Genomic DNA, 13,435 nt, shown 5'->3' with positions numbered 1-13,435 from the left:
GGGAGGGGTGAGGCGCTGATGCTGCTGACGCGCGGGTCGGATCCGGTGCTCGACCTCGACGGCGGGTGGACGGTGCAGCGCGCGGAACGCCACCTGCGGGTCGGTGAGCTGGCCGGCGCGCGGCACGAGTGCGTCGACGGTCAGCTGGTGGTCACCCCGTTCCCGCCGGCCACCGAGAGCATCGCGACGGCGAGCCTGGCCAGCGCCCTGGTGCCGGCGGCCGAGGCGACCGGCCGGCACGTGCTCGGCCGGGTCAACCTGACCTTCTCGCCGACCTGCTGGATCCAGCCGGACGTCACCGTGCTGCACACCCTCCCCGCCACCGACGAGGAGGAACGGTGGGTGCCGGCGCAGCTGTGCGCCCTGGCCGTGGAGTTCGTCCGGCCCGGCGGACCCGCGCCGGACGGGGCGGACAAGCGGCGCCGCTGCGCCGAGGGCGGCGTGCCGTACTTCATGCGGGTGGAGATCGGCGGCCGGTTGCGCCGGGTGGCGGTGGAGCTCTTCGGCCTCGACGGCGACGGGCACTACGTGCCCACCGCGCGGGCGGTCGGCGGGGAGCGGCTGCGCGCCCGGTCGCCGTTCCCGATCGACGTCGACCCGGCGCGACTGCTGCCCCCGAACACGCCAAACACGCTCGACATCAGGGCCGGTCGGTCACGTAGGGTCGCAGCGTGGGACGAATCGATGACCTCGCGAACCGCTACGTGGCCGACTGGGCCCCGCTGAGCCCGACCGGCGCCACCTACGTCGGTATCGCCGGCTACGACGACCAGCTCGACGACCTCTCCCCGGCCGGCTACGAGGCCCGGGCCGAGCTGACCCGGCGCAGCCTCGCCGACCTCGACGTGACCGAGCCGGACACGGAGATCGAGCGGACGGCCAAGGAGGCCATGCAGGAACGCCTCGGCCTGGACCTCGCCCGGTACGACGCGGGTGAGGTGACCAGCGAGGTCAACGTGATCGCCAGCGGGCTGCACGAGATCCGCATGGTCTTCGACCTGATGCCGACCGAGGGCGAGGCCGCCCAGGCCAACGTCGCGGCCCGGCTCAACCGGTTCGCCACGGCGCTGGAGGGCTACAAGACCACCCTGCGCGAGGCGGCCGCCGCCGGCCAGATCAGCTCGAAGGTGCAGCTGGTCGAGGTGGCCAAGCAGTGCGACGTCTGGACCGACCCGGACGGCGACAACTTCTTCCACGGCCTGGTGGAGCGGCTCGGCGCGGACGGCACCCTCGGCGCGGACCTGCGCCGGGGCGCCGCGTCCGCCACCGCCGCCACCGCCGAGTTCGGCCAGTTCCTCCGCACCGAGCTGGCCCCGCAGGGGCGGGACAAGCAGGCCGCCGGCCGGGAGCGGTACGAGCTGGCCTCCCAGTACTTCCTTGGCGCGAAGGTCGACCTCGACGAGACGTACGCCTGGGGTTTCGCGGAGCTGGCCCGGCTGGAGGCCGAGATGCGGGCGCTGGCCGGGAGGATCGTCGGCCCGGGCGCGACCATCGACGAGGCGGTGGCGGCGCTCGACGCCGACCCGGCCCGGACCATCCAGGGCAAGGAGGCGTTCCGGGACTGGATGCAGGCGCTGGCCGACAAGGCCATCAGCGACCTGCACGGCACCCACTTCGACATCCCGGAGCAGGTCCGCCGGATCGAGTGCTGCCTGGCGCCGACCAGTGACGGGGCGATCTACTACACCGGGCCGAGCGAGGACTTCTCCCGCCCCGGGCGGATGTGGTGGGCGGTGCCGCAGGGGATCACCGACTTCTCCACCTGGCGCGAGGTGACCACCGTCTACCACGAGGGCGTGCCGGGCCACCACCTCCAGGTGGCGCAGACGGCGGTCCGGGCCGAACTGCTCAACCGCTGGCAGCGGCTGCTCTGCTGGGTCTCCGGGCACGGCGAGGGCTGGGCGCTCTACTCCGAGCGGCTGATGGACGACCTGGGCTACCTGGAGGATCCGGGCGACAAGCTCGGCATGCTCGACGGGCAGGCCATGCGGGCGGCCCGCGTGATCGTCGACATCGGCATGCACCTGGAGCTGGAGATCCCGAAGGACAACCCGTTCGACTTCCACCCGGGCGAGCGCTGGACGCCGGAGCTGGGCTGGGAATTCATGCGGGCGCACTGCCGGGTGCCGGACGAGAACCTGCGCTTCGAGCTCAACCGCTACCTGGGTTGGCCGGGGCAGGCGCCGTCGTACAAGGTGGGCGAGCGGATCTGGCTCCAGGCCCGCGAGGAGGCGAAGGCCCGCAAGGGCGCCGACTTCGACCTCAAGGAGTTCCACCGGCAGGCGCTCGACCTCGGCTCGCTGGGGCTCGACCCGCTGCGCAAGGCGCTGGCCCGCCTCTAGGGCCTGTGCCGGGGGCGGGCGGGACGGCCCGCCCCCGGCCACCAGGGGTGGTGGGACGCAGGTCAGGAGAGACTGAGCTTCAGTGCCGGCCGGGCGGTCAGCGTGCGGCAGTCGACGAACGCCAGGTCGATCACCGGGTCGGTGAAGGTGACCGAGATCGGCAGGGTCACCGGGATGCCGTCCGGGAACGGCAGGTCCGGCGTCAGCGTGATCTTGATGCCGAGCAGCCGGCCGACGAAGCGGGTGGCGTAGAACGCCACGTCGCCCTGGACGGTGAGCCGGTCGGTGACGTACTGCTGGTTGCGCCCCGCCGGGCCGTCCGCCACCAGCTTGAAGTCGTCGGTGACCGCCTTGCTCATGCTGAACTTCAGCGCCTTGAGCGTGCCGTTCGCGGTCGGCAGGTCGACGATCCCCTCGAACCGCAGCGAGCTCATGGTGACCGAGGAGCCGGTCAACTTGGACGGCTGCTGGGCCACCTTCGGCTGCCCCGGCTCGGGGGCGATCCGCGGCAGCAGCTTGCCGGGCTCGACCTGGCCGGGCCGGCTCGGCCGACTCGGCCGGCTCGGCGCGCAGCCGGTGCGGCTCGACGTCCGACCGGTGGGGGTCGGCCTGGCGGTCGGCGCGGCCGCCTTCGCGCTCGGTGTCGGGCTGGCCGAGGGGCTGGCGCTCGGCTCCTGGCGCCCGCCCCCGGTGAAGAGGTCACCGATCCCGCGCAGGATGTCGCCGAGCACCCCGCCGTCGCGGGTGGGGGTCGGCGACGGGCTCGCGCTGGCCGACGGCGTGGCGGTCGGCACGCTCCGGCCGGGGGTGGCGGAGGGGGTGGCGGCCGGCGCGGACGGGCAGGTGGTGGTCGCGGCCGGAGCGGGGACCGCCGGGGCGGCCTGCACCGGCGACGGGCGGGTCGCGACCAGCCCGGCGGCGGAGAGGCCGAGCACCACCAGCACCATGGTGAGGTAGCGCGGGTCGCGGGGCCCGGCCGGCGGGGCGTCGTAGCCGGCGGGAGCCGGGGCGGGACGCTCCTGCTCATACGCCGGCGCGTCGCCGCGCTGGTGGGGCAGGGTCGGGAGCAACTCGTCCGCCAGCGTGGGGTCGTCGGAACCGGCGGTGTCCCGGTCCTCGGCACCCGGGGCGTCCACCGCGGTGGCGGGGGCGTCGGTCGACCTGAGCGGCGTCCAGGCGAAGCCGAGGGCGCTGCCGACCATGCCGAGCAGCAGGCCGAGGAAGAAGCCGCCGAGGTTGAGACCCATCAGCGAGTAGATCGTGGTGACCGCGGCGACGATCGAGTAGAAGAGCCGCTGCCCCGGGCTGAACCAGAGCAGCAGCCCGCAGGTGAGCAGGATGACGGGAATCAGCAGCGAGTAGAGCCCGGTGGCTCCGGAGTGGAAGCTCAGGCCGTTGAGGGTCATCCGGGTGGAGGCGAACATCTCCACCCCGGCCAGCGCGGTGAGCAGGCCACCCCAGAACGGCCGGGTCCGCCGCCAGCGGCGGAACCCCCGCCAGGCCCGGCCGAGGCCACCGGCGCGGGCGTGTTGCGGATCGGCGGTTGTCACGTACTCCTCCTCCTGGCGGAGCGGGGGAACGAGGGACAGGGACGTGACCCGCGGCGCGTGCCCGCCGCGGGCCACGCTCAGCTCAGAAGCATTCCTTGCCCTTGGCGGCGTCCCCGACGTTGACCTTCAGCCGGAGGCCGGTCAGGTTGAAGGTGGCCGCCGTGGTGTAGCGGGACACCTGCTCCAGGCCGGTGATGGTGACGTGCTGGGCGTCCTGGCCGAACGAGCCGGCCTGCGCCGACGCGTTCAGGTCTCTGGCGTCGCGGCCGATCCTGATGTTGGTGAACGTCGCGTTGCCGTCCAGGCTGTCCATCGCGATCAGCATGTCCTTGGCGGTCGCCGGCTTGTCGTCACCGGCGTTGATGGTGAGGACCACCGGCAGGCCGGGCAGGTCGGCCCGGACCGACTGGCAGAGCTTGTACAGCTCGGCGCTGCTGATCTCGGAGAGGGCGACGGGGTGGACCTTGCCGTTCTTCTCCTTGACGATGCCGCCGTACTGCTTGAAGCCGTCGCCCTCCAGGCGCTCAGCACCGATCTTGAAGGTCTGGCCGGAGACGGTGATGTCGGACGCGATCGCGCCGGACTGCATGCCGAACAGGATGGCGCCGACGGCTGCGGTCGCGGGCACCATCATCGCGGCGAAACGCCGCCACCGGGTACGTCCCGGGTTCTCGATCCGATCCTGCACGGGTTCCTCCTGGATGAGGGGCGGTGCTCTTCGGGGTGGTGTGCCGGTCGGTGGACGGGGGGCGTCCCGGGCCGGGCCGTATCACCTGTTACCGGCGAGTAACGAACGTCCGAATGATGGTGCACCCGCTGAGGCGTGGGTCACAAGACCTCACCTACGGTCCCGTAACTTGTGGACCACCCGGTGATCGACTCTCGTCACCCACGGTGGAACGAGACCCCGGATCCACGACCGGATCAACCTTCTAAAAGGGGCATTCGGGTGCCAAGCCGGTGACTCAGCGCAGTCAAACCATCGACAAGTTACGATTAAGTAACAAGTGCCGAGCGTGACGACGCGAACGCAGAAAGAGGGCGGGTCGACGAATCGACCCGCCCTCTTCGGAGTGCTATCGCGTCAGTGCTTCTCCCGCTCGTCCGACGCCGGCCGCTGGGTCGGCACCGTCGGCTCGTCGTCCGCGCGCCAGTTCGTCGACGCGGGCGGGATCTCGTCGCTCAGCGGGCCGCCCTCGCGGTCCACGGCGGGCTGCTCGGCGGTCGGCCGCTCCTCGTCCACGACCGGCTCGTCGTAGCGGGTCGGAGCGGGGGCCGGCGGGACGTCCGCGCGGTGCCGCGCCTCGCCGGCCGCGGCGACCGCACCCTGGCGGGCCACCAGCAGGCCGCCGATCATCAGCACCAGACCCAGCACGGCCAGGCCCACCGGGACGTAGACGCTGATCAGCCGGAGGCTGTTCCGGCTCTCCTTGGCCCGGTCGGCCGAGGCGGTGATGGTCGCGTCGTTGTACGTGAAGTCCGCGTCCAGCAGCGTCGTCGGCGTGCCGACGTTCGGGGTGAGGACCTTCTTCTGCACCTCGCGCACCTTGATGTACGACCCGGTCACCGGGTCCACCCAGACGGTGCGCTGGTTGCTGTAGACGAGCTTGGCGTCGGTGGCACCCGGGGCGAAGGTGGCCAGCAGCGGGGTGAGCCGGCTCGGGTCGAGGGTCAGCTGCTCGTCGGTGATGACCTGCTCGAACCGGTACGTCTCGATGCCCTTGATGTTCTCCGTACCGGAGAACTTGGCGTCGCGGACCTGGCGCATGTCCCGGTCGAAGATCTTGTAGTCCCGCTTCTCGGTGTTGAAGGGGAACTTGTAGATCTGCCCGGCGAACTGGATCCCGGTGTCGCGCTGGCCGGTGTCGTCGAGCCACTGGCCCTGCCACTTCAGCGCCTCGCCGGAGACCCGGTCCATGGCCAGCTTGGCGCCATACGCGCTGACCAGCTCCTTGTTGTCGACCCGGTCGACGGTCTGACCGACCTGCCACACCACGGCCTTGCCGTCGAGGTCGCCGCCCAGCTTCGCGGTCTCGTCCTTGAGCTGGTTGACCCGGACGGTCGACCTGAGGTCACCATTGTTGATCTTGATCGACCCGTTGTTGATCTGCAGGAACGTCGCACCGGAGGCTTCCGCCACCGACGTCGCTGCCTTCAGGTCGTAGGGGAGCTTGGTCAGTGCGGGGGTCACGACGAACACCAGCCCGGCGGCCAGCGCCAGGAGCAGTACGCCGACCCCGAACAGCACGGCACCGATGGCGCGGTGCTTCATGTTTCCTCCCTGGAGGAGCTCAATTTCGTCGTTGTCGATCAGAGGGATGGCCGCGAGGTTACTACCTGGTCACATCTGGACGCGACCCCCGGTCAGCCCAACTTTTTCCGCCTGCCCGGCAACCTCCGGCCGTTCATCGGCCCGGCGCAGCACGAGCAGGAAGTTCCACGAGCCGATCTCCCGCGCCCCGGGAACCCGGACGATCCACCGGCCCCACCAGGGGTGATAGCGCGGTAGCGCGTCCAGCACCTCGACCTCCGGATTGCCCCGGGCCCAGCGCAGCGCGTCGGCGATCGAGACCGGGAAGAGCGTTTCGGCGAAGCGGTTCTTCGGCGGGCGTCCGTTGCGTCGCTCGTACCGCCGCCGGGCCCGCTGCCCGCCCAGGTAGTGCCAGGGCGCGGTCTCGTGCCCGCCCCACGGGGAGAGCCACGGGGTGAACGAGACGAACAGGACGCCCCCGGGCTTCGTCACCCGGGCCATCTCGTCGAGCATCCGATGCGGCTCCGAGACGTGTTCGAGCACGTTCGACGAGAAGCAGACGTCGACGCTGCCGCTGCGCACCGGCAGCGCGGTGCCGCTGCCGCGCAGCATCCCGGCCGAGGACTCGGCCGCGGAGAAGTCACCGACGTCCGGGTCGAGGCCCACGTAGCGGGCGCCGGCGGCACGGAACGCCTGCGCGAAGTAGCCCGGCCCGCCGCCCACGTCGAGCACCGTCCGCCCGGCCAGGCCGGTGTAGCCGGAGACCTGGCGTACCGAGTCGTCGGCCAGCAGGCCGTAGAAGTGGTCCGGGTCGGTCTGCTCGACCAGGAAGGCCCGGAACAGGGCCACCGAACGACCCAGCGTGGCGAACCGGCGGCGGGCTGCCGGTCCCTGTCCAACGGTCATCGCACTACCGTCCCGTCCTCGTCCTCACCGGCGGTCGGCCGGTCACCGTCCGCCGGAACTGTCGCACCCACCTCGTCATCGCCCGTCGCCGGCCCACCCGGCGTCCCACCGGACACGTCGGACGGCGGCGCACCGGGCGCGTCGGCCCCGCCCAGCCACGTAGCGGACGCGTCGGCCTGCGGCGCGGCGGGCGCGTCGGGGCCGCCAGGCGGCCCACCGGCGCCGTCGTCCGTCCGCGGCGTCCCGGAGACGCCGGCGTCATCGGGCAGTGCCGCCCCGGGGGCGGTCGGGTCGGTCGGTGCCGCCGGCCCGGGGGTCGCCGAGGTCGCGCCCGGGACCGGGACCACCGCCGCGACCACCGCGCCGATCGCCACCAGCATCGCCGCCTGCACCCAGGTCCCGTACGCCCACTCCTGGCCGTGCCCGCGCAGCCGGCCGGCGACCGCGACCACCGTGGCCACGGTCAGACCACCGAAGACCACCACCGGCAGCGCCCGGCGGGCGAGCTGGCGCAGCAGCATCGCCGCGAGCACGATCGCCACCGGCAGCACCCCGCCGAGCGCGGCGAGCAGCACCACCAGCAGCGTCCCGACGAACCAGGGCGCGCTCTCCGCGGGCAGCGGGGACCCGTCCTCCGGCCGCCGCCGGGCCGGCCAGGCGGCGAGCACCAGCACGCCGAGCGCGGTCAGCGCGCCCACCGCCAGGCCGCCCCGGTAGGCCCGGTCGGGGGCGAACTCCAGCCGCACCTCGCCGCCGGCCCCCGCCGGCAGCACCCAGGCCTGCTGCCACCCGTCGACCCGGGTGGCCGGCAACGCCCGTCCGTCCAGGGTGGCCGTCCACCCGGCGTTCGCGTTCTCGGGTACGACCAGCAGCGCGCTCTCCCCGCCGGCGACCCGGACCCGGCGCTGCGTCGGCGCCCAGTCCAGCACCGACACGTCGCGGTGCCGGGGTGCGGCGAGCGCCGGGCCGGCCGGCCGCAGGGTCACGTCCTGCACCACGTACCCGCGCGACGGGGAGCTGGCCAACCGGTGGCCGCCGGCCGGCAGGTCCATCACCGCGCCGGTCTCCCCGCAGAGGGTGACCGGCATCGGCCGCCCGGCGACGACGTCGCCGAGGGTGCCGGTGACCGCGGTGTCGTACCGGAAGCCGTCGAGTTCCACCGCGGGGCCGGTGCCGCACGGGGCGGAGATCCGGGTGCCGGCGGGCAGCGGCCGGATCGCCAGCCCCGGGATCTCCACCTCGGCGATGCCGGCCGTCGCGGTCCAGCCGTTGCCGCGCCGGTCCGCCACCCGGTCGGTTGCCTCCCGCACGACGATCTCCACCCGGTCGGTCCGCACCGCGGCGAAGCGGACCAGCCCGTCCGGGGCGACCGGCACGAGCTCGCTACGGCCACCGGCGCGCACCTCGACCCGGGTGGGTGGCGAGCCGATCGGCAGGTCGGCCGGGCGCAGCCGGAGCCGGTCGATCCGGCGTTGCCCCTGCCAGCGCAGGGTGAGGGTGGGTCGCAGGTCGCCGGTGCCGGCCAGCCAGGCGGTGCCCGGGTCCCCGTCGACCGCCGCGTACGGGGCCACGGACGGGTCGCCGGCCAGGTACGACGAGGCGCCGGCGGTCACCGACGCCCCGGCCAGCGTCACCGCGCCACCGGGGCGGGCCACCGCGGTGACCGTCAGCTGGTAGGTGCCCGCCGTGCTGCTGCGGAACACCCGGTCCACCCCGAGCGGCTCCTCGCCGACCCGGGCCAGGAAGCGGTCGCAGCGCACCACGCTGCCCGCCGGGCGGACACCGGCCGTGGACCGCGCCACCGGCACCGCGTCGGAGCCGGGCGGGACCGCGCCGCTGTCGCCCTCGGGCGCGTCGGCGGGGAAGCACGCCGGCCGGTCCCCGGCGCCCCGGCTGAACGACCAGGAGACCGGGCCGGTGCCGGTGGCCGGCAGGTCGGTCGGCACGCGCAGCGCCCGGTGGGGCGTGACGTCGGGGACGGTGAGTTCCCGGATGCCCACCCCGCCGTCGAGCCGGTTGCCGGCCACCGCCAGCACGGTGATCCGGATGGTGCTGGTGGCCCCGGGCAGGGTGTAGAACGTCTGCGCGCCGAGCCCGGCGGCGACATCGTGGTCGACCGAACCCCGGTCGGTGCTGATCCGGAACCGGGTCACCGGCCAGCCGACCCCGAGGTCGTCGACGAACGCCAGGGAAACCTGCTGGACCTCGCGCGGGGTGTCCAGGTCGAGCTGGAGCCACTGCCCCACCGGCCCGGCCAGGGCCGCGGAGTGCCAGGCGGTGCCGGCGTCGCCGTCGACGGCGGCGAACGGCAGGTGCGACGGGTCGGCCGGGGCCAGGTTGTCCACGAAGCTGGCCGCCGTGGAGGCGCTGACCTCGCGCAGTCCCTGGTACGTGGCGACGGTCTGGTGCCGGCGGCCACCGAAGGGCAGCAGGTCGAGGGCCACCCGCCCCTGCCGGCCCGACTCGGCGGCGGTCATGGTCTGGCTGAGGTTGTCCCGTACCCGGCCGATGTCCCGTTCCCGGCGGCGCAGGCCGTCGGTGACGATCCAGCGGTCGCCGGTGGCGCCGACGTCGGCGTCGGGCCGGTCCCCGGCCAGCACCACCGGCCGGTCCCGCTCCACCACGCGCTGCTCGAGCAGGGGCAGCAGCGACTCGGGGCCGCCGCTGACCGTGGGCACGTCGGCGGTGAGCACCGCCGAGGCGGCCGGCACCGGGCGGTCCACCTCGTACACCTCGACAGCGGGCAGCGGGCCGGCGTCGTCGTCGACCGGGCTGCCGGCGGCCCGACCGACCGCGTCGGTGCTGCCGAAGGTGGCCACCCGGGTGATCCCCGGCGACCCGGCCAGCGCCCGGCGCAGCACCGCCACCGGCGGGGCGTCGGTCTGCGTCCGGTCGATGTCGTTGCGCAGCAGCAGGTGCCGGAAGCCGGAGCGGGCCAGGAAGTCGGCCAGCCCGGCCGAGCCGCGGCCACCGGCCAGCACCGTCTCGACGGTGTCCATCATCCGGATGTTGCCGATCGAGCCGAGCGGGATCTGGTGGCGCACCGCCCAGGGCGCACCGGCCAGCGACTGCAACGGCTCGTCGACGGTGCGTCCCCAGTCGTACTGGCCGAAGCCGGAGCCGGGCACCACCAGCGTGCGGGCCAGCGCGTCCCGGTCGGCGAGCCAGGTGGCCGCGGCCCGCCAGTGCGGCGGCAGGTCGGACCAGCCGGGGCCGGGGCGCAGCAGCCCGGTCCAGGCCGGCGCGGCCGCGCCCAGGACCAGGGCGAAGACCGGTACGAACACCACCGGGCGCAACCGCAGCCCGGGCCGGCGGCGACGGGCGGCGGTGTGCAGCCGGGTGATCCAGGCGTCGACGCCGTGCGCGAAGCCGAGCATCAGCGGCAGCCGCAGCACCGGTTCCAGCTTGTGCACGTTGCGGAACGGCGCCAGCGGGCCGTCCAGCAGGTCGCGGACCTGCTCGGAGAGGGGGCTGTCCAGGCTGCCGACGTAGCCCATGGTGAGCAGCGTCAGCCCGGCCAGGAAGCCGAGCACCAGGAACCGCCGCTCGGGCAGCAGGTTGCCGGCCAGCCCGGCCAGGCCGATCAGCGCCACCACCGCGGTGAGCGCCATCAGCGCCGGGTGGTCGATCAGCAGCCAGCCCGCCGGCCACCACGGGTCGCCCTGGACGATGTACGCCACCCACTGGTTGGTGCCGCGTACCGCCTGGAACAGCGAGGCGACCGCGGTGGTCGTGGTGGACGACTCGATGTAGTCGAGGAACGGGAGGCTGTACTGGCCGAGCAGCAGCAGCGGCACGATCCACCAGAGGCAGACCCCGATCACGCAGACGCACCACCAGCCGACCAGCCGCAGGTGGGCGGCGTCCCAGCGGCGGGTGAGCAGCCACACGCCGGGCAGCACCAGGGCCAGCAGCACCACGGCGGCGTTGATGCCGCCCATGCCGAGCACGGCCAGCGCGGAGAGCGCGGCGGCCCGGCGCGGCGAGCCGATCCGCTTCACCTGGACCAGCGGCAGCAGCACCCAGGGCAGCATCGCCGCGGAGAGGACCTCCGAGGAGAGCGCGCCGATCTCGGTGAGCATCCGGGGCGCCAGCGCGTAGCCGAGCGCGGCGGCGTACCGGGTCGGTTCGGTGCCGATGGCGAACGCGCGGGCCAGCCGCAGCAGGCCGTAGAAGGCGGCGCAGAAGAGCACCGCGCACCAGAGCCGCTGGGTGATCCACGGCGGCACGCCGAGCAGCTGCCCGGCGCCGAAGAACGGCCCCATCGGGAAGAGGTAGCCGTACGCCTGGTTCTGGAGTTCCCCGGAGGTGGCCTCCGGGTTCCACAGGTGCAGCGCCCGGGCCATGAAGTGCAGCGGGTTCGCCGCCAGGTCGAGCTTGGTGTCGAAGGTGACCTGGCCGGGGCGCTGCGCGAACGCCAGCACGGTGAGCAGCAGCAGGCTGAGCGCGGTGGCGGGGGCCTCGCGGACGGGCCGGACGATCCGGTCCAGCACCCGCCGCGCCGGGGCGGCGGTCACCGGCGGCACTCCGGGGGCAGGCAGCTCAGTTTGGCCAGGGCGGTGAAGAAGATCTGCCGCATCCCCTTCGGCTGGTCGGTGCGGTAGACCTGCCCGCCGGTTACCTTGGCGATCGCATTCAGCTCGTCCGGGTCGACGTCCGGACCGAGGCCGACGAAGACGATCGGCAGCGGCCTACGCGGGTCCTGCATGGCGGCCAGCTCGGCGAGGAACTTCTTCCGGTCGATGCCCTCGGCGTCCTCGTTGCGCCCGTCGGTCATCACCAGCACCAGGTTGATCCGCCCCGGGGTCCAGTGCCGCCGGGCCTCCCGGTAGGCCGCCAGGGTGGAGTCGTACAGGCCGGTGCCGCCCTTCGGCTTGACCTTCACCTCGGCCAGCCGCTGCGCCAGCGCGGCCCGCTGCGCACGCAGCGGCCGGACCGGCAGGATCTCCCGGTAGTCCCGGTCGCCGTCGACCTTGGTGGAGAAGACCCAGATCCCGAGCTCGCTGTTGTCCAGCAGCAGCCCGGCGCCCTCGCGGGCGGCGCCCAGGGTGACGTCGAGCCGGGTGCCGCCGCCGGGCACCCGGGCGGCCATCGAGCCGGAGATGTCCAGCACGGTGAGGATCCGGGCGCTGCGCTGCACGCCGCTCCACCCGGTCAGCATCTCGGTGACCGTCTCCTCGGCCGGCAGCGCCACCGGTTCGCGGACCGCCGGGTCGAGGCGGCGGTCGCGCGGCATCGCCGGCGGGTAGCCGGCGGCGGTGCGGAAGCCGTATCCGGTCAGCACCTCGCGGGAGGCGCTGGTCAGCAGGTCGCTGAGGAAGCCGGCGGCGGCGTCCCGCACGGCGTCGCGCGCGGCGGGCAGCACGGCGTACGGCAGGTCGAGCGAGGGCACCGCCACCTCCGGGTACGCGGCGACCAGCTTGCCGGCGCCGGCCAGCGCGTTGTGCCCGAGCACCGCCTGTTCGGTGGTGGCGACCGCGTCGGAACGGCCGGGCAGCCCGGCGCCCGGCGGCAGCGCGGCCGGCGTACCGGTGGGGCTGAACGTGTGCCCGGCGAGCCGGCGCAGCGTCGCCGCCACCACCGCGCGCGGATCGCGCTCCCCGGCGGCGAGCCCCCGGACGCCGAGCAGGGCAGCCACCCCGGCCGGGTCGGCGGCCGGGTCGGGAAGCCCGACCGTCCCGGCGCGGGCCCGAGGGCCGATCAGCGGCGCCCAGGTCAGCGGCTTGGTCGGCCAGCCCGACCGGCGGGCCACCGGCTCGGTCACCGCGAGCACCACCGGGGTGCTCGCCACCGACGTGCCCTGCCCGGGCACCTCGAAGGCGCCGGCGGCACGCGCCCGCCGCAGCCAGAACGTCGACTCGGGCAGCCAGGCGTCGGCCACCTCGGCGCCACCGGCCAGCTCGGCGGCGACGGCGTCGGACTCCCGGGACTCCACGGCGATCGACACGCAGGGCTGCCGGCCGACCGACGCGCGGGCGATCCGGTCCACCGCCGGGGCGACCACCGGGGCGGCGGCCACCCGCAGCCGCACCCGCTCGGCGCACTCCGGCGTCACCCGCTCGTCGCGCAGCCAGACGTACCCGGCCCAGCCGACCAGCAGCAGCACCAGGGCCGCGCTGAGCAGCACCACCGGGGAACGGCGGGCGAGCAACCGCGCCGGAACATCGCCCACCACGGCTGCCTCCCCTACTCGTTCCTCGCCCGTCCGCCGGCACGCTGCCGCAGGTCACGGGTGTCGCGGACGGCCTCGACCGGCGTGTTCACCGACCCCGCATCGTGCCGCGCTGACACACCCTGCCAAGGTTTCGGGTCCCCGGCAAACCCCCGGTCTACGAGCTGTTATCCGATCGTCGCTGCCGGTCCGACCCATTGCGTACGCGGCCCGG

The 13,435-nt window shown here is 74.1% G+C and carries 8 protein-coding genes; 2 read left to right on the top strand and 6 right to left on the bottom strand.

What is annotated here, in order from left to right; all coding sequences use genetic code 11:
- Positions 1-18: 18 nt before the first annotated feature.
- Positions 19-726 (top strand): Uma2 family endonuclease, encoded by a 708-nt coding sequence (locus tag KBX37_RS19845; protein WP_210777434.1) that lies wholly within the window; start codon positions 19-21, stop codon positions 724-726.
- Positions 672-2,342, top strand: a complete 1,671-nt coding sequence (locus KBX37_RS19840) for a DUF885 domain-containing protein (protein WP_210777433.1) — start codon at positions 672-674, stop codon at positions 2,340-2,342. Before KBX37_RS19845 ends, KBX37_RS19840 begins: the two co-directional genes overlap by 55 nt.
- Positions 2,343-2,404: 62 nt before the next feature.
- Here KBX37_RS19840 and KBX37_RS19835 read toward each other — a convergent pair whose 3' ends face one another.
- The 6 genes from KBX37_RS19835 to KBX37_RS19810 form a co-directional block, all read right to left on the bottom strand.
- A complete protein-coding gene (locus KBX37_RS19835; protein ID WP_210777432.1) occupies positions 2,405-3,892 on the bottom strand; it encodes a DUF6114 domain-containing protein in 1,488 nt (495 codons plus the stop codon).
- A gap of 82 nt (positions 3,893-3,974) precedes the next feature.
- Positions 3,975-4,580: a DUF6230 family protein gene (locus tag KBX37_RS19830; RefSeq protein ID WP_210777431.1), complete on the bottom strand. Its 606-nt coding sequence runs from the start codon at positions 4,578-4,580 to the stop codon at positions 3,975-3,977.
- 396 nt (positions 4,581-4,976) lie between these two features.
- Positions 4,977-6,164 carry a DUF3068 domain-containing protein gene (locus KBX37_RS19825; protein WP_210777430.1) on the bottom strand — a complete coding sequence of 396 codons (1,188 nt, stop codon included), beginning with the start codon at positions 6,162-6,164 and terminating at the stop codon, positions 4,977-4,979.
- Positions 6,165-6,233: 69 nt separating this feature from the next.
- Entirely contained in the window at positions 6,234-7,049 is an 816-nt protein-coding gene (locus KBX37_RS19820; RefSeq protein WP_210777429.1) for a bifunctional 2-polyprenyl-6-hydroxyphenol methylase/3-demethylubiquinol 3-O-methyltransferase UbiG, read from the bottom strand.
- Positions 7,046-11,566 carry an alpha-(1->3)-arabinofuranosyltransferase gene (locus tag KBX37_RS19815; RefSeq protein WP_210777428.1) on the bottom strand — a complete coding sequence of 1,507 codons (4,521 nt, stop codon included), beginning with the start codon at positions 11,564-11,566 and terminating at the stop codon, positions 7,046-7,048. The genes KBX37_RS19820 and KBX37_RS19815 overlap by 4 nt, the downstream gene beginning before the upstream one ends.
- Entirely contained in the window at positions 11,563-13,224 is a 1,662-nt protein-coding gene (locus KBX37_RS19810) for a substrate-binding domain-containing protein (protein ID WP_210777427.1), read from the bottom strand. Before KBX37_RS19810 ends, KBX37_RS19815 begins: the two co-directional genes overlap by 4 nt.
- Positions 13,225-13,435 lie beyond the last annotated feature (211 nt).

It is taken from the genome of Micromonospora sp. U56 (genome assembly GCF_018070095.1).
GTDB lineage: Bacteria > Actinomycetota > Actinomycetes > Mycobacteriales > Micromonosporaceae > Micromonospora > Micromonospora purpureochromogenes.
The sequence above is the reverse complement of the archived record's forward strand: the minus strand, read 5'-3'. Positions and strand labels throughout refer to the sequence as shown.

What these genes read in the sequence shown, in the direction of transcription:
- KBX37_RS19845 (WP_210777434.1), top strand. Translation starts at nt 19, where the DNA reads ATGCTGCTGACGCGCGGGTCGGATCCGGTGCTCGACCTCGACGGCGGG.
- KBX37_RS19820 (WP_210777429.1), bottom strand. Translation starts at nt 7,049, where the DNA reads ATGACCGTTGGACAGGGACCGGCAGCCCGCCGCCGGTTCGCCACGCTG.
- KBX37_RS19825 (WP_210777430.1), bottom strand. Translation starts at nt 6,164, where the DNA reads ATGAAGCACCGCGCCATCGGTGCCGTGCTGTTCGGGGTCGGCGTACTG.